We start from the raw sequence: 18,742 nt of genomic DNA, 5'->3' as shown, positions 1-18,742 counted from the left end.
AAACCTTGAAAACAACAAGTCCACTCACCATATTATTTTCTTAAAGGGTAATCTTCTGGATTTCGTCATTTTAACCCTGTATTTGCTATGGTATCTCGGGGCATGTGGCGATCTATGATCACTTTTTTAATTATAGACAATAGGATACCCCGGAAAATAGAATCCCCGGGGGCCGGTCTATGAAACCGGCAGGCTGGGCTTGAACGCCAGCCACGAAGACAGAATAATGACAGGTGTCAGCCGCTCACTCATGGCATGAACGCCATGGCGGAAAAAACAAGGAAACGAATATGGCCGAACAACCGACCACCACACAGCCAACAGCCAAATACCGCGCTGATTACCAGGCACCCGATTACACCATTACGGATATTGACCTGAAGTTTGATCTCCATGACACGGCAACACGTGTTGTTGCGGTAAGCCAGGTGAAGCGTCAGGCAGAGCAGGCCACTTCGCTGGTGCTCGACGGTGATTGTCTCAAGCTGGTACGCCTGGAAATCAATGGCGAAACCTGGACTGAGTACGAGGAGACCGAAAGCGGTCTGACAATTCACAATGTCCCGGCTGAGTTTACGTTGACGATTGAAACGGAAGTCAATCCACAGGAAAACACCTTACTGGAAGGCTTGTACAAATCAGGTGAGGGCTTCTGTACGCAATGTGAAGCGGAAGGCTTCCGTCGAATCACTTTCTATCTTGATCGCCCGGACGTCCTGGCGCGCTTTAAAACCAAGGTGATTGCCGACAAAGCTTCCATGCCTTACCTGCTGAGCAACGGGAACCGTGTTGATGGCGGTGATCTGGACAATGGCCGTCACTGGGTTCAGTGGGAGGACCCGTTCCCGAAACCAAGCTACCTTTTTGCGCTGGTTGCCGGTGATTTTGATGTACTGCGTGATAGCTATACCACCCAGAGTGGCCGCAATGTCGTACTGGAAATCTTCGTCGACAAAGGCAACCTGGACCGGGCGGATTACGCGATGACCTCGCTGATCAACTCCATGAAGTGGGATGAAGAGCGCTTCGGGTTGGAATACGATCTGGATATCTACATGATCGTTGCCGTCGATTTCTTCAACATGGGGGCGATGGAGAATAAAGGACTGAATATCTTTAACTCCAAGTATGTTCTGGCGAATCCGTCCACGGCGACCGATACCGACTATCAGGGCATCGAGTCCGTAATTGGCCACGAGTATTTCCACAACTGGACCGGGAACCGGGTGACTTGTCGTGACTGGTTCCAGTTGAGCCTGAAAGAGGGTCTGACCGTGTTCCGCGATCAGGAGTTCTCGTCGGATTTGGGATCTCGTCCGGTGAACCGGATCAATAATGTCCGGATCATGCGCGGCCCGCAGTTCGCTGAAGATCGCGGCCCGATGTCTCACCCGATCCGTCCGGAAAAAGTGATTGAAATGAATAACTTCTACACCCTGACCGTGTACGAGAAGGGCAGTGAAGTGATTCGGATGATGCACACCTTGCTCGGTGAAGCCAACTTCCAGGCCGGGATGAAGCTGTATTTTGAACGCCACGACGGTACAGCTGCAACCTGTGATGATTTTGTCCTGGCGATGGAAGATGCGTCCGGGATCAGCCTGGAGCGTTTCCGTCGCTGGTACAGCCAGGCCGGGACACCGGTGGTGAGTGTCGCAACTGAATATGACGCAGCGCAGAAACGTTACCGCGTCATGATTAAGCAGCAGACTGCACCGACTCCGGGTCAGGAGGAGAAATTACCGCTGCATATTCCGTTCGATATCGAGCTGTATAACCGCCAGGGCGAAGTAATTGCATTACAGTGTAACGGTGAAGCCATTCACCATGTGCTGGACGTGACGGAAGCTGAGCAGGTGTTCGAGTTTGACCAAATCGATGAAGAGCCGGTTATTTCTATGCTGCGTGAGTTTTCTGCGCCGGTGATCCTGGAATACGATTACCGTGATGAAGATCTGATCTTCCTGATGGTGCATGCCCGCAATGCCTTTGCCCGTTGGGATGCCGGTCAGAGCCTGTTGGCGAAATACATCCGCGAAAACGTCAGTCGTGTACAACAGGGCGAAGCCTTCGCGCTGCCTGAATCTGTGGTGGATGCGTTCCGTGGTGTCCTGTTGGATGAGACCCTGGATCCTGCATTTATTGCAGAAGTGCTGACGCTGCCAAGCGAGAATGAAATTGCCGGTTGGTATAAAACTGTCGATGTGGATGCGATTCACCATGTCGTCAGTGAGCTGGAAAAAGTGCTGGCCACCGAAATGGTTGATGAGTTCTCGGCCATTTACCATTCACTGGCGCAACCGGCTTATACGATTGACCACGACGCGATGGCAAAACGTGCGTTGCGCAATCGTTGCCTCGCCTTCCTGGCGAACACCGAACATGGTGATCAGCTGGCGACGGCTCAGTATCAGCAATCTGACAATATGACAGATACCATGGCTGCCATGGTCGCGGCGAATGACGCACAGCTGCCGTGCCGTGAAGCACAGATGGCTGACTTCAGTGAGAAGTGGACGCATGATGGCTTGGTCATGGATAAGTGGTTCATTCTGCAAGGTAAAAATCCTGCCGAGAATGCGCTGGACAATGTCCGTGCAACCATGAAACATCCGGCATTTGATTTGAAGAACCCGAACCGGACCCGCAGCCTGGTGGCCAGTTTCTGTGCCAACAACCCGGTACGCTTCCACGCGAAAGACGGCTCAGGCTATCAGTTCCTGACTGAAATCCTGACCGCGTTGAATACCAGCAACCCGCAAGTGGCTTCGCGTTTGATTGAACCTTTCCTAAAGTACCGTCAGTATGATGCGCAGCGTCAGGCGCTGATGCGTGCTGAACTGGAAAAACTGGCAGGGTTGGAGAACCTGGCGAAAGATCTGTTCGAAAAAGTACAGAAAGCGCTGGATCAGTAAACTGACCCATCAGCCATCATGTATCAGGCCTCCGGAAGCGGGGGCCTGTTTCTGTTGAAAAGCAGATAAAGAAAGACAACTGAAAGTGAGATGATGAGACACTATACCTTTTCGATGGACATCAGTTACCAGTCGTATCTGGGTCATTACTCAGGCGCTGCCAGTACTGTTCTGGTCGTGACCGATAATGGATTGAAGCTTCAGTTGCCGGCATCCCGGTTTCGGCCATTCCTGAGTCAGTTGGGAGTCAAAGGGCGGTTTCGGGTGACGGTGAATGCCCAGAACCGAATTGAAGCGATCGAACAAATAACCTGAACGATTCACCGGAACGTCAATCGTTGGCCCATGACGGTGACTTGACGATACTTTTGTTTACTGTTTTTTAACATTTGCTTGTGTCTAATGGGGCCAGCAGGACAGCATTGCATGGTTTTTGAGCGAATGGGATATCTGGTTTTCAGCTATTTACCACTACAAAAATTGACAGTATTAATAATTGGTTAGACCAATGAACCGCGTTATTCAGGGGCACCGCTGCTCTTTTCATCACCGTCAGATATTCCGACCAGTCAAAATCTTAACCTTAGTCACATATTCGATTTTTTCTTCCTGTTACAGAGTTATTATCGTAACCCTTTCGCAACAAAACACCCTACAATAGCCCTCACAGAACGAATACCGATACCGTGTGCCAATACACCTCGATTGGCCCATGGGATTGATATAAAAACCCTATACTAGATCGATAATAGAATATGACGATGGAGCATTTGCTATGACCGCACCTGACCCTATAGTGCCGGTACTGCTTGAAAAAGTGTATGGCTTAATCCAGGACAAGATTGAGACCCCGCAGCAGTCATTAGTAGAAGTTTTTGCTCAAAAATTATTAGGTCAATTGGCAGACGACGATCTGCTGCAAAGGAATGAATCTGACTTATATGGTGCAGTGCTGAGCCTTTGGCATCACCTTGTGCAAAACAAACCGGATCAAATCTCTGTTCGGGTTTATAACCCGACCCTCAGCCGTTACGGCTGGCAATCGACCCACACTGTGGTTGAAATTGTAACCCCAGATCGTCCATTCCTGGTTGACTCGGTCCGCATGACGCTGACCCGTCTCGGGATCACAAGCCACCTGATGCTTAATGGCCCGTATTACTTCAAGCGGAATGAGCAGGGCGTGATCACCGAAGCTTGTGGTCAGGATGGTGATTTGCAAACCCTGTTCCATATTGAGGTTGACCGCCTGAACGATAAGGCGGAAATGAAAGCACTCAAAGAAGAACTAGAACAAGTGCTGCAAGATGTCGATCTGGTTGTCAGTGACTGGCATGCCATGCAGGGTAAAATGCAGGAGATCGTCAATGAACTGAAAGCGGCTGAGCTGCCGGTTGACGATGCACAGCGTGATGAGGTGATTGCTTTCCTGGATTGGGTCACACGCCATAACTTCACATTCATGGGTTACCACCAGTACGATCTGCTGCCGATTGAAGGGGACTACGAGCTACTTCCTTGTGAAGGAACCGGTCTTGGCTTGCTGAGTAAATCCGGCAAAGCCCGTTCCCTGACGTTATCTGAGCTGCCGGAATCTGCCCGCCTGGAAGCACGTAAAACCGATCTGCTAATCCTGACCAAGAGCAACGGTAAGTCGAAAGTCCATCGTCCGGCTTACACTGACTACATTGGTATTCGTCGCTTTGACAAGAACGGTAATGTGGTCGGCGAGCACCGTTTCACCGGTTTGTATGCGTCCACGGCCTATCATCAGACGGCGATGAATATTCCGCTGATCAGCAATAAGGTGTCGCGGATCCTCAAAGCCAGTGGCTATTCTGAAGGCTCTCATTCCTGGAAAGCCCTGAACAACCTGCTGGAAACCTATCCGCGCGATGAGCTGATCCAGGCCAACGAGAAAGAAATGCTAGATGTCGGCTGCGGCGTGGTACGCATGCAAGACCGTGATCTGCTGCGCCTGTTTGTGCGTCGTGACCCATTCGGCCGCTTCTTCTCCTGCATGGTGTATGTCACCAAAGAGCGCTACAACACCGAGTTGCGCCGTAAAACTCAAAAGATCCTGAAAGAGTACTTTGGTTCGGATCAAGATGTCGAATTTACGACTTTCTTCTCTGAAAGTCCGCTAGCGAGAACTCATTACATCGTGCGCGTAGATAACAATAATTTTGATGTGGACGTCAAAGCCATCGAACACAACCTGGTTGAAGCCGCTGCTGCTTGGGAAGATCGCCTGAGTACCTCGTTGGTTGCTAACTTTGGTGAAAACAAAGGCACGCCGCTGGCGAAGAACTATGCGCGCGCTTTCCCTCGCTCATATAAAGAACAAATGCTGCCGGGCTCTGCGGTTGCCGATATCGAGCAACTGGAAAGCCTGAGTGAAGACAATAAACTGGGGATGCTGTTCTACCGTCCTCAGGAAAAAAGCGTGAACTCCAACTTTGTGAAGCTCAAGCTATTCCATCGCGATGAGCCAATCCATCTGTCGGATGTGATGCCGATGCTGGAAAACCTGGGGCTGCGCGTGATTGGTGAGTCACCATACGAGATCGTCACTGCCAATGGAACCGTTTACTGGATCCTTGATTTCGCCATGTTGCTCAATGCCTGTGATGAAATCGATCTGGCAGAAGCGCGTGACCGCTTCCAGGAAGCCTTCTCAGCCATCTGGCATAACGATATTGAAAGCGATGGTTTCAACCGCCTCGTGCTGTGTGCCGGTCTGACCGGTCGCCAGATCACGATTCTTCGAAGCTACGCCCGCTATATGCGTCAGGTCGGATTCCCGTTCAGTCAGCACTATATTGAAGAGACGCTGTCAAATCACAGCGACCTGGCTCGTGATCTGGTGTCCCTGTTTGCGCTGCGCTTCAATCCGAAGAAGAAGCACACGGAAAAAGCCGAGCAGGATTTGATCGCGAGACTGAATAAGAAACTGGATAACGTTGAAAGCCTGGATGACGACCGGATCATTCGCCGCTACATGGAAATGATCCTGGCGACCCAGCGTACCAACTACTATCAGAAAGACGAGCAAGACAAGCCGAAGCCATGGCTGTCCCTGAAACTGCGTCCATCTGAAATTCCGGAAATCCCCGCGCCGGTTCCATTCTTCGAGATTTTCGTATATGCACCGGATATCGAAGGGGTGCACTTGCGCGGCGGTAAAGTTGCCCGTGGTGGTCTGCGTTGGTCTGATCGTCAGGAAGACTTCCGAACTGAGATTCTGGGCCTGGTGAAAGCACAACAGGTGAAGAATACGGTTATCGTGCCAGTTGGTGCGAAAGGTGGTTTCGTGTGTAAACGTCAGCCACAGATGACAACACGTGAAGAAATCTGGTCTGAAGGACAGCGTTGTTACAAGCGCTTCATTCGTGCGCTGCTGGATGTAACCGACAATATCGTCGATGGTGAGCTTCTGCCACCAGCCGATGTGGTCCGCCATGATGACGACGACCCATATTTGGTTGTTGCAGCAGATAAAGGGACGGCAACGTTCTCGGATCTGGCTAACTCAGTGTCTGATGATTATAACTTCTGGCTGGGCGATGCATTCGCATCCGGTGGTTCGAACGGTTATGACCATAAGAAGATGGGGATCACGGCCCGCGGTGGTTGGGAATCAGTGAAGCGTCACTTCCGTGAGCTGGGCATTAACTGCCAGACCACCGATTTTACCTGTGCGGGTATCGGTGACATGGCCGGGGACGTCTTCGGAAACGGGATGCTGCTGTCGAAACACATCCGACTGGTCGCAGCCTTTAACCACATGCATATCTTCCTGGATCCGAATCCGGATTCAGCAAGCAGCTGGGAAGAGCGGAACCGTCTGTTCAACCTGCCGCGTTCAAGCTGGGAAGATTACGATGTGAGTCTGATCTCTGAAGGGGGCGGTATCTTCTCCCGCCGCAGCAAGTCGATCAAGCTGACGCCTCAAGTCCAGAAACTGCTGGGTACCCGCAAGCAGAGCGTTCCACCGAACGAGTTGATCCAGATGATCCTGAAAATGGAAGTGGATCTACTGTGGAACGGCGGGATCGGGACTTATGTCAAAGCGGCCAGTGAGACCAATGCTGATGTAGGCGACCGTGCGAATGATGTGCTGCGGATTAACGGCGGTGAGCTGCGTGCTAAGATCGTCGGTGAAGGCGGTAACCTGGGTATGACTCAACTGGGCCGTGTTGAATTCGCGAAGACAGGCGGCCTGGTCAACACCGACTTTGTGGATAACGTAGGTGGTGTTGACTGTTCAGATAACGAAGTCAACATCAAGATCCTGCTGAATGGTCTGGTGGCCAGTGGTGACCTGACCTACAAGCAGCGCAACGAACTGCTTGAGCGAATGGAAGATGAAGTGGGCGAGATTGTTCTGGATGACGCCTATTGTCAGAGCGAGTCGATTTCTGTCACGCAGCAGCAGCAAGTTCAGTTGCTGAAAGAGCAGATTCGCTTTATTCATCACCTGGAAAAAGAAGGCAAGCTGGATCGGAACCTGGAATACCTGCCGGATGACGATACCCTGGCTGAGCGCGAAAAATCAGGTATGGGCCTGACTCGTCCGGAGCTGGCGGTTCTGGTTGCCTATGGCAAGATGGTTCTGAAAGAGGAGATGGTGACCGATGAGATCGCCAACGATCCTTACCATGCCCGTCTGTTGCCGGCTTACTTCCCGAAAGAGCTGCAAGAGAAGTATAGCGACAAGATGGATCTGCACCCGTTGCGTCAGGAACTGATTGCAACCTCGTTGGCAAATCAGATGTCTAACGAGATGGGTTGTAACTTTGTAACGCGTCTGCAGGAAGAGACAGGGGCATCGGTTGCTGAAATCGCTTCTGCTTATGCCGTTGGCCGTGAGATTTACGGCTTTGACAAGTTCTTCGACCAGATCCGTGAACTGGACAATGTGGTAGCTGCCCAAGTGCAGTACGACATGCTGTATCGCTGTCGTCGCATGCTGCGCCGCGTTACACGCTGGATGCTGCGTAACCGTGACCGTCAGCTGGGTATCGAGCAGCAAATTGCGTTCTACCAGCCGGTTGTCCAGAAACTACAGGATAATTTGGAAAGTTACCTTGTCACTGAAGAAGTGAAAGAGCATGACGATCAAGCGAATGTCATGATTGAGCAAGGTGTACCTGAAGCGCTGGCACACGGGATCGCTCGCCTGAGCAGCTTGTACTCGGCACTGGATATCGCCCAGATCACTAAAGAACTGGATAAAGACATCAACTTTATCTCTCGCGTGTACTTTGTGGTAGGTGCGGACCTATCCCTGCACTGGTTCCTGCAGCAGGTTCACAACCAGCCGGTTGAGAACCACTGGCAGGCCCTGGCACGCGCCTCGTTCCGCGAAGATCTGGACTGGCAGCAACGCCAGCTGACATCAGCTGTTATTACGTCATATCCGGAAGGGAAGGAAGCTGAAGTCTTGATTAAAGACTGGAAAGCAGAACATAAGGTTGCAATTCAGCGCTGGAACACCGTGCTGGCCGAATTCAAAGTGGGGACCACCCATGAGTTTGCCAAGTTCTCGGTTGCCCTGCGTGAGCTGATGTTACTGAACCTGAACTGTCGTCCAGCCGTGTAAGGCACCCTGGCACGGCACGACATTGACGCTGAACCGATGAATGAACCGCTATGCCCCGGCATAGCGGTTTTTTTTTGCCTATCCTTTGGAAGGAAGCTATGTATTGATGTTCTCCGTTTCTGCTTTGATGTCTGGAATATGATTTAACGCGGGTAGGGTATCCGTTGCGAATCTGCGTGATCATCCTGTTACCACAGCGTAATCGTTTGCCTGAAAACTGTTACTTTTATGGAATCCCGACGAGTATTTCAAGAAAAGCGCTGTTTTTGATGAAGAAAATCAAAAATAGTCGTTGTATTTAGCGATATTTCTGTGAATAATGTCATCCCGTTTATACGGGGCCTTTATAAGGAGGTACAATGTTTTACCGCCTCGCTCGATCCGCCATCTTTCAGCTTGATGCTGAAAAAGCACATGATCTGGCAATCAAAAATCTTTCTCGCTTTACTGGCACTCCTCTCGATCTTTTCTACCGACAACACGTTCCTGATCGTCCCGTTGAAGTGATGGGAATCAAATTTAAAAACCCGGTTGGCCTTGCTGCAGGCCTGGATAAGAATGGTGAATGTATTGATGCCTTCGGCGCCATGGGATTTGGCTTTGTCGAAGTAGGCACCGTCACACCGCGTCCACAGCCGGGTAATGACAAGCCGCGTTTGTTCCGGGTGCTTCCGGCAGAAGGGATTATCAACCGCTTTGGCTTCAATAACCTCGGGGTTGATCAACTGGTAGAAAATGTCAAAAAAGCCAAGTATGACGGTGTCATCGGGATTAACATCGGTAAAAACAAAGATACGCCGGTAGAGAAGGGGGCAGAGGATTACCTGATCTGTATGGATAAAGTCTATCCATATGCCGGTTACATCGCGGTGAATATCTCCTCGCCAAACACGCCGGGGCTGCGTTCCTTGCAGTACGGTGAAGCCTTGGATGATCTGCTGTCTCAACTGAAGCAAAAACAGAAAGAGCTGGCCGAGAAACATGGTAAGTATGTGCCGCTGGCGCTGAAGATCGCGCCAGATCTTGAGGATCATGAGATCGGCCAGATTGCACAGTCCCTGATCAAGAATGATATCGATGGCGTTATTGCGACCAACACTACACTTGATCGTGCACTGATCAAGGATATGCCGCATTGTGATGAGGCTGGTGGCCTGAGCGGCCGTCCGTTACAGAATCGCAGTACCGAAGTGATTCGTCGCCTTGCTGAAGAGCTGGATGGGGCATTGCCAATCATTGGTGTCGGTGGAATCGACTCTGCTATTGCGGCGAGAGAGAAGATGATGGCCGGCGCGCAGCTGGTACAGGTCTATTCCGGCTTTATCTATCATGGTCCGAAGCTGGTGAAAGATATCGTGACCAATATTTAACCATTGTTCCGACAGCGTTATTCGATGAGCCCCTGCAATGCATGATCATTGCAGGGGCTTTATTTTTGTCTGTAACTATCCCAGGATCCGAATAAGCCCGATTTTTGTCAAACTTTCAGCAGAATCTCATTAAGATCAGCAGTTTATTTCCCCTTTTATTTTGACATCGGCACAGTAAAATTCTCCTAAAGTTTTTTCTATGTCGTTGGATAAGCAGTATAAAGAACTGATTTTGGAGTAGTTACATGCTGAAGCCTAACAACTCATGGACATGGTATTTTGACTCAAAGCATGATTCCCTGATGTTAGATTTGGGCGATGAAATGATTTTTCGGGTCTCTATTCCGACGAAGCACCTGATCACCGCTGCCTATGAACGGACAGATTTTACCGTTGATGATGCCAGTGTGTTTCAGACTTTCGTGGAGAGTATTGCGGATCTGGAGCTTTCCGAGCCCCGTAAAGCCGAACTGGCCCTCAATGCGGTGGCCGCGAGCCGTTTTCACAAGCCCATGATGCCGAAAAGCTGGTTTTTCCACACTCAGGGAGAGGCGTGTGAGCCACAAGAAGCGGATATCGTGACGCTGGAAACTGAGTTCGGAACGGCAAAATACCTGGTGATCGAAAATAGTGGGTGTGCCAGCCTCTGTATGCTGGCAGAAGAGACGCCGCTATCACTGACCAGTACCAAAGAAATGGCATTTTGCGACATCATCAAGGTGATGAACGATCGCATGCAAGTCTATATCGTTGAAAAACATTTGAATTTTTCTCTCGTTGGCTGACAGCAGGGGATGATCGCCATCCGGTAAACATCTCCTGTTGGACGTGACCCGTCCCGATACCATTCCCACCGATACCAAAAGCACCTGCAAACCTGCGCGACACTTCCATCAAGTTATTTTCAAATACGCAGCCAAACGCTGCCTCAGCGATGAATTGACAGTGCTGCTACCTTTTCCCCATGAACGCCTGACGCCATAGAATTGGCTCCCGTAAGACGGTATGACCATCGGGTAGACGCGTCTTCTGATGTCTTCTGAGCACGTTTGACGAACACTGCTTCCGTGATCCTTCTCCTGCCAGCTCATAATGCAGATAAGTCACCATATTGTTTCAGACTGGAGAGGGGGGAGTATCTGACGACTGAGTTCGGGAAGTTACTGAAATTAAACCGCTCAATAATCACCCATGCCTTTAGTAAGGACATTTATTTGTGACGAAAATAAGGTTTATTTTTGAACAAATTAAGTGACTTTAATTCGAAATTTCCAAAAAATTAGCACTTTTTTTTTGCCTCTTTTTTCCAAAATTGAGCAAAAAAGCACCAATATTTTAGCGCTTATTTTTTAAGGAATTATGATGATCTTCCCCATTTTCCCCGTTCATGAAATTCAATGACAGGTGCCATATTTTCCTGTTTTGAAATAATTTCCAATTAGGAAAGAGTGGGATCTGTATTCGTCAAAATAAGACGCTTGGGTTGGTAAGCAATCACGAATGAGTTGAGTCATTACCACACGATAAATAGATCGGCATAGATTAAGTCTATCAAAAACAACAAGTTATAATCATGTTTCTCTGAGTGGACAATTGTCTGTCGTGATTATCGGTGGATGTGCATGACCAATAAATGCGGCAGTGTGTACTCACATCAACAATAAAGCGAGACAGGTTTTTTGGATTGTGTTTCTAAGGAAACAGGCTCAATGGTGTCGGATTGTTTCCCGCCGGGGGCATCTGATGCATGGTGCATGTTGAAAGGGTTGACGCTTTTTTAGTTAAACAGTCGGTCTGGGGCGGTTTAGCACAAGGTATTTGGTCTGATTTCGGTTATAATTCCCGGCAACATATATGTGAAAAGAACCCCATGAATCAATATCTAGCTATCACCTCCCGAGGTCTTGAGAACCTCCTTGCAGAAGAATTAGAACAACTTGGCGCACAGCAGATCCAGGTTGTCCATGCCGGTGTCCGTTTTCGGGCAGAGCAGGCGGAAGCGTATCGTTGTTGTCTCTGGACACGTGTCGCTTCCCGTATCATCCAGGTGCTGGGTGAATTTGACGTTCGTGACGATATGGATCTCTACCTGGGTGCGACGGCAATCAACTGGCCGAATTACTTCGACAGCAACACCCGCATTATTGTCGATTTCAACGGGACCAACCGTGAAATTCGCAACAGCCAGTATGGCGCCTTAAAAGTTAAAGATGCCATTGTGGACCGCTTTACCAAAGCGGACATGCCACGCCCAAACATTGATCGTCAGAACCCGGATCTCCGCATCCATATGCGCCTGTCTGGTGAAAAAGGGGTGCTGGGCCTGGATATGGCCGGTAGTGGCCTGCATCAACGGGGTTACCGTACCGATGCCGGCAAAGCGCCGCTGCGTGAAACCCATGCCGCAGCTCTGGTGATGAAAAGTGGCTGGACACCCGAGAAACCGCTGCTCGATCCAATGTGTGGCTCCGGTACTTTGCTGATTGAAGCGGCAATGATCGCGGCGGATATTGCGCCGGGTATCAAGCGTAAACGTTGGGGATTTGAGTCGATTAAAGATTTCGACCGTGAAACCTGGCTGGAAATTCACGCCGAAGCGAATGTCAAAGCCCGTCGTGGCCCGGCTAAGGTCGAAACCAAGTTCTTTGGCCGTGAGCAGGATCGCCGGGTGCTGAGTATTGCCCGTGCGAACGCCGCACGTGCCGGCGTCAGTGAGCTGATTGACTTCGATTATGGTGATGCGAAGCAGCTGATGTGTCCGACTGGTTTTGACAATGGCGTGATCCTGTGTAACCCGCCTTATGGTGAGCGTCTGGGAACGACGCCGGAGCTGATCAGCCTGTATACAGAATTTGGTAAGCGTTTGAAACTGGCCTTTGCCGGTTCAACCGCAGCTATTTATTCAGCGTCTAACGAGTTGTTGAGCTGCCTGCGGATGCGTGCCGACAAACAATTCAAGCTTCGTAACGGCGCCCTGGATTGTGTCCTGAAAACCTACCTGATCACCGGTGGTGGGGTTCAGCAGGTTGAAGGCGAAGCGGAAGGGAAGCTGGAAGAGACCGAAGTCGCGCCGGATTTCGCCAACCGCCTGAAGAAGAACATTGCCAAGCTGAGCAAGTGGGCCAAGAAAGAAGGCGTCGAATGCTACCGCCTGTATGATGCCGATCTGCCGAACTACAATGCGGCAATCGACAAGTATCAGGATTATCTGGTGATTCAGGAATACGCCGCGCCGAAGTCGGTCCCTGAAGAAATGGCACGCCGCCGTCTGATGGATATCCTTCGTGCGACGATTCAGGTCACTGGTGTAGAAAATGACAAAGTCATTCTGAAGGTTCGTGAGCGCCAGAAAGGGAAGAGCCAGTACCAGAAGCTGTCCAGCGCTGAGCGTCACATGAATGTGAATGAGTACGGCGTGCAGCTGAAAGTGAATCTGTATGATTACCTGGATACGGGTTTGTTCCTGGATCACCGGATCACCCGTCGTAAATTGGGTGAGATGGCCAAAGGGAAAGATTTTCTGAATCTGTTCGCTTACACGGGCTCGGCATCGGTGCATGCCGCCTGCGGTGGCGCGAAGTCGACCACAACTGTCGATATGTCGAATACTTACCTGCGTTGGGCTCAGGACAACATGGCGCTGAACGGTCAGGTTGGCCGTCAGCATCAGTTTATCCAAGCGGATTGCTTGCAGTGGTTGCAGGAAGTCGATGACAAATTCGACCTGATCTTCATCGATCCACCGACATTCTCGAACTCGAAACGCATGACGCAGAGCTTTGATGTCCAGCGCGATCACATCATGCTGATGGAAAACCTCAAGCGGATGCTGCGTCCGGGTGGCCAGATTGTATTCTCCAACAACAAGCGCCACTTTAAGATGGATTTCGACAAACTGGCAGAGCTGGGCCTGACAGCGCAAAATATCTCTGATAAAACGCTGCCGCTGGATTTTGCCCGTAACAAGCAGATCCACAACTGCTGGATTATCACACACAAGGAAGACTAAGTGCTTATCACGTTATATAGCACGGAAGGATGTCATCTCTGTGAGCAGGCCTATGGCCTGCTCCTGGATGCCGGGATGAAAGAGCGCGTGAAAGTTGTGGATATCGCTTTCGATGATGCGCTTTTTTCTCGTTACGGTGTCACCATTCCGGTGCTCTCTGTTCAACTTCACGACGATTCAATTTCTGAACTTGGCTGGCCGTTTGATGCCGCCGAGCTTGCAGCATGGTTAGAAAGTAATGGCATTAATTAAAATCAGTAACGCGCAGTTGGCGTATGGCGATCATGCACTGCTTGATCGCGCCGAATTTCTGCTTCAACCGAATGAACGTGTCTGTCTGGTCGGTCGCAACGGCGCTGGCAAGTCGACTCTGATGAAGATCATTGCCGGTGATGTCCTGTTGGACGACGGGACGATCCAGCGTCAGTCTGAACTGCGTGTGTCTCGTTTAGAGCAGGATCCGCCGCGTGATGCCGAAGGTAGCGTGTTTGATTTTGTGGCAGAAGGGCTGGCAGAAGTGGGTCAAGTACTGCGTGAGTATCACCACCTTCTGGATCTGGTCAGCCATGATCCGAGCGAGTCGAATTTTGCCCGAATGGCGAAAGCGCAGGAGAAAATCGACCACGCCGATGCCTGGCAGTTTGACAACAAAATCACGGCGGTGCTTGAGCATCTGCAACTGGAGCCCAATACCCAGCTGAAAGACTTGTCGGGTGGCTGGCAGCGTAAAGCGGCACTGGCCCGGGCGCTGGTGTGCGATCCGGATATTCTGTTGCTTGACGAGCCGACCAACCATCTGGATGTTGCCACCATTGAGTGGCTGGAAGGCTTCCTGAAAGAGTTCCGTGGCTCTATTGTCTTCATTTCGCACGACCGGGCCTTTATTCAGTCGATGGCGACCCGTATTGTTGATCTGGACCGCGGTCAGCTGGTTTCTTTCCCGGGTGACTACGAAAAGTACCTGGAAGATAAAGAAGAGCTGTTGCGCGTTGAAGCAGAGCAGAACGCGGAATTTGATAAGAAACTGGCCCAGGAAGAAGTGTGGATCCGTCAGGGGATCAAGGCACGCCGAACTCGTAACGAAGGGCGGGTCAGAGCCCTGAAGCAGCTTCGTCGCGAACGCAGCGAACGACGGGAAGTGGTCGGTAAGGCAGACATGCAGCTTCAGGAAGCCAAGCGCTCCGGCAAAATTGTCTTTGAAGCTGAACATCTGTCCTACAGCTATGGTGACAAGCCGATTGTGAAAGACTTCAGCTTTAACATCATGCGCGGTGACCGTATTGCGCTGATTGGCCCGAATGGCTGCGGCAAGAGTACCTTGCTGAAACTGTTGTTAGGGCAGCTGGAAGCGTCACAGGGTCACTTGCATTGCGGGACCAAGCTCGAAGTGGCGTATTTCGATCAGTACCGTGAAATCCTGGATCCGGAAAAAACAGTGATGGATAACCTGGCTGACGGGAAGCAAGAAGTGACGGTGAATGGCCGGACCCGCCATGCCCTGGGTTACTTGCAGGACTTCCTGTTCCATCCGCGACGTGCCCGTACGCCGGTGAAAGCTCTGTCCGGGGGCGAGAAAAACCGACTCCTGCTGGCCAAACTGTTCCTCAAGCCAAACAACTTGCTGGTTCTCGATGAGCCAACCAATGATTTGGATATCGAAACCTTGGAACTTTTGGAAGAAATTCTTGCCAATTATCAGGGGACGCTGCTTTTGGTCAGTCACGACCGTCAATTTGTTGATAACACAGCGACAACGAGCTGGTTGTTCGAAGGAAACGGTGTCATTGACGAGTATGTCGGCGGTTACCACGATGCCATGGAGCAGCGGGCCAATTCATTGTCGCAGCTTGCCAAAGAGCAGGCCGCACAAATTGAATCAGCCAAGAAAAAAGAAGAGAACAAGCAGCAGCAGGCGAGCCGTGCCCGTTCCGGGAAGAAGTTGTCTTATAAGCTTCAGAAGGAACTGGAAGACCTGCCGCAGCGAATTGAAGAGTTGGAAAACGAAATTGCCCAGCTGCAGGAACTGATTAACGATCCTGCCTTCTTCCAAGATGTGAAAAATGATACTCAAGCGACGCTGAACCGCCTTGCTGAGGCTGAAGCTGAATTTGAGCAGGCATTTGAACGCTGGGAAGAGCTGGAAGCAATGCAGAAGGAATCCTAATGCAACATAAGACGTTAAAGTTATCGACACTCGCTGCACTGATTGCCAGTGCCACGCAGGCGCAAGCGGCGGTGTATCAGGTTGTTGAAGTTGATGGGACCGGCAGTGGTGTCGGCTCTGCGCAGTATTACGATAAGAACACGTCGGATTTGCAGTCACGTGTTGAATTCTATGCTCAGGGTGTTTCCCCGAGCACAGGGACGGAAAACTGCTTTGCAACGGCTTGTGATGCCGGGACTTATTCAGTTTTCGGGGAAAGCCGGTTCGGGACCGACGGGGTTGATTATCGCCATGAAGTGGCCTTCCTGAGCGATAATTATCAGGAAATTAATGATAAGTTCTCGCTGCGTTCCTACTGTAGCAATAACCTGGGTTTCAACACTTGTGACGAATGGGCTCGTGATAATTACTACGGCTTGTTCAGCAACGAAAACCAACCCCATGACGGCAGTGGTTTCGGGGGCCTGCATCGCGAGCAGGTGGCCTGGAGCGACAGCTACTACAGCAATGCTTACCCGCTGGTAGAAACCACCGCCGGGGCGTTATCTCAAATTACAACCTTTGCGGGTGATCCGTCGAAATACGATGCCGCTGCGGTTGCTGAGCTGGGAACGCTGGTGGGTTCACACAGCACCACCAACGCCGTGGTGAATCGCATTGGTGAGTTTTCCGGTCATGCGTATCAGCTGGGGATCACCAGTTCTGCATTCTTTGAGAGTAACAATCGTTACGCCCGCCAGTTTAATAAACGTGGGTTTGTGAATGCGGCTGGGGCGAGCGAAGGCTTAAATCCGGTGAACAGTTCAGAAGCGCTGGTGGCGCAGATGGGCCAGACACTGGCCTGGGATGCCGTGGAATATAACGGCCAGCTGCTGGTGGTCGGTAGTGCCGCATTTAGTACCAGCAAGCTCTCTGACACGGATAAGCTGCCTTCCGACAGTAATGGCGACGATCGCCTGAACTTGAATAGCTCCCTGTTTCCTCAGTGTGGCGATTACGCGACGAATAACCTGAATACCCTGTATAACACGCGGGAGTGCCAGTTCTCGGTATTTGCCAATGATGCGGTGTTCTGGACAGTTAATAATGCCGGCGCTGTATCCGGCAACGCCGTGCCGCTGGCACAACGGGTAGACGGGAGCAACAACAGCTACCCGGCGCAGGATCCGGATGGTTCGCAAGAGCGCTCTTTCCAGGCTTCAGCTCGTGCTGTGGCGTTGATTGACGGCAAACCGGTCGTGGCAGGCTTCTCGACTGACTCAATCAACAACAATGCTGTAAATACGGTGAATGGGGATTACTACGTGATCCGTGCTGCCATCTACACACCAAAAACGGACTTCGATCCGGCCAATGGTGAAGGGCAGTGGGAGCGCACGATTATCCCAGGATTGGATATCGAGCAGGGCAATAAGCGCAAGCTGCTGTTCTCTGCTGCAACCGACATTAATACCAATAACAAGGTGATTGGCCTGAGCAAGAGTGTGAACTCTGAAAACCGCTCATTCGCTGAAACCATGTTTGTGTATGACCATACCAGCGGCAGCCTGACTCAGCTGAATTCTGCAATTAACCCATCAATCTTCTTTACGGGCGTGAACGGCTTCCCGGCCGCGATCAATAACAAGGATCAGATGGTGGGTTGGGTTGACTCGGAAAGTGTGAACCAGACCAATGGACGCCAGCGTCGTCAACGTGCCTTTACCTATCTGGCAGGCAGCAATGTGGAAGGTTCTCCATTACAGGGTAACACGGCCTGGATGTTGGATGATCTGACCTATGGCGGCAGTGTCGGTGATGCGAACAATGTGTACCGCATTGCGCAGGCCACTGATATTAATGATGCCGGGGTGATCTCTGCCACTGCATTTAAGTGTGACGGCGGTTATCAGGATCAAACCAAAGAAGCGAAATGTAGTACGGACGAGCGTGTGGTCGCTGTGAAGCTGGTTCCTGTGGCTGGCGGTGAAATCGAACAGCGTCCGGCACAGGCCACAACAGTGGAGCGCAGCGGCGCGTCATTGGGCATGTTGGCCCTGACTCTGTTGGGTTTTATCGGGTTCTGTCGTAAAAAGTAATTTTTTGTCAAAATTGCTCATTTTTCATACAGGCTCACACTTTGTGAGCCTGACTTGTTTCAGGGGTTGATCATTAGTGCCGTTTGGCCAATTCTTACAGAGTGGAGTCACAAAAACTCCATCAGTATGACACTTAATTGCAAGAAACGCAGATAAGGATGAGGAATTGTACTATGAAGAGACAAAAGCGGGATCGTTTGGAACGCGCTCAGGCTCGTGGCTATCAAGCTGGTATTAATGGTCGTTCCAGTGAAGAATGCCCCTATCAGGCGGCGGATGCCCGTACGAATTGGCTAGGTGGTTGGCGAGAAGCAAGGGAAGACTTGCACTCTGGCCTATATAAATAAATCCCTTCATATCACCCTTATATGGCCCCTTTCAGGAGAAGGGGCTTTTTGTTATCCGGCGTCTGGCATCCTGGAAAGATAGGGAATACCGGAATACTCAAGTCTCAGTCTATTGCCACGCATTTCTGAGTGACGGTGTCACGGAGCGATCTGAATCACCAAACGCACCGGAGAGCATTATCAGTAGGAGAAGGTACTGTCAGCGAATGACATTGCGAATAAAGCACAAGCACCAGGCGACCGGGGAAGTGGTT

10 protein-coding genes are annotated in these 18,742 nt (G+C 50.8%); all 10 read left to right on the top strand.

Going from position 1 to position 18,742, the window contains the following annotated elements; genetic code table 11:
• The first annotated feature begins 290 nt into the window (after positions 1-290).
• The 10 genes from pepN (at position 291) to rmf (ending at position 18,488) form a co-directional block, all read left to right on the top strand.
• Entirely contained in the window at positions 291-2,915 is a 2,625-nt protein-coding gene (pepN, locus tag VV869_RS16570; protein WP_337736032.1) for an aminopeptidase N, read from the top strand.
• Between the two features lie 93 nt (positions 2,916-3,008).
• The gene (locus VV869_RS16565; protein ID WP_337736159.1) at positions 3,009-3,230 is read left to right on the top strand and encodes a DUF2835 domain-containing protein; all 222 of its coding nucleotides are present in this window, start codon (positions 3,009-3,011) and stop codon (positions 3,228-3,230) included.
• Between the two features lie 460 nt (positions 3,231-3,690).
• Positions 3,691-8,520 carry an NAD-glutamate dehydrogenase gene (locus tag VV869_RS16560; protein ID WP_337736031.1) on the top strand — a complete coding sequence of 1,610 codons (4,830 nt, stop codon included), beginning with the start codon at positions 3,691-3,693 and terminating at the stop codon, positions 8,518-8,520.
• Positions 8,521-8,879: 359 nt separating this feature from the next.
• Positions 8,880-9,890, top strand: coding sequence for a quinone-dependent dihydroorotate dehydrogenase (gene pyrD, locus VV869_RS16555; protein ID WP_337736030.1), 1,011 nt, complete (start codon positions 8,880-8,882; stop codon positions 9,888-9,890).
• Between the two features lie 245 nt (positions 9,891-10,135).
• Entirely contained in the window at positions 10,136-10,675 is a 540-nt protein-coding gene (locus VV869_RS16550) for a cell division protein ZapC (protein WP_337736029.1), read from the top strand.
• A 1,085-nt stretch (positions 10,676-11,760) separates the two neighbouring features.
• Positions 11,761-13,899 carry a bifunctional 23S rRNA (guanine(2069)-N(7))-methyltransferase RlmK/23S rRNA (guanine(2445)-N(2))-methyltransferase RlmL gene (gene rlmKL, locus VV869_RS16545; RefSeq protein ID WP_337736028.1) on the top strand — a complete coding sequence of 713 codons (2,139 nt, stop codon included), beginning with the start codon at positions 11,761-11,763 and terminating at the stop codon, positions 13,897-13,899.
• A complete protein-coding gene (locus tag VV869_RS16540; protein ID WP_337736027.1) occupies positions 13,900-14,151 on the top strand; it encodes a glutaredoxin family protein in 252 nt (83 codons plus the stop codon).
• Positions 14,138-16,063, top strand: coding sequence for an ATP-binding cassette ATPase Uup (uup, locus tag VV869_RS16535; protein WP_337736026.1), 1,926 nt, complete (start codon positions 14,138-14,140; stop codon positions 16,061-16,063). Before VV869_RS16540 ends, uup begins: the two co-directional genes overlap by 14 nt.
• Positions 16,063-18,141, top strand: coding sequence for a DUF3466 family protein (locus VV869_RS16530; RefSeq protein ID WP_337736025.1), 2,079 nt, complete (start codon positions 16,063-16,065; stop codon positions 18,139-18,141). Before uup ends, VV869_RS16530 begins: the two co-directional genes overlap by 1 nt.
• Before the next feature lie 173 nt (positions 18,142-18,314).
• Positions 18,315-18,488, top strand: a complete 174-nt coding sequence (gene rmf / locus VV869_RS16525) for a ribosome modulation factor (RefSeq protein ID WP_261602787.1) — start codon at positions 18,315-18,317, stop codon at positions 18,486-18,488.
• Positions 18,489-18,742 lie beyond the last annotated feature (254 nt).

Origin of the sequence: Photobacterium sp. MCCC 1A19761, assembly GCF_037389125.1 — a bacterium.
GTDB lineage: Bacteria > Pseudomonadota > Gammaproteobacteria > Enterobacterales > Vibrionaceae > Photobacterium.
Note: the sequence above shows the minus strand (reverse complement) of the source record. Positions and strands in the feature narration are given on the sequence as shown.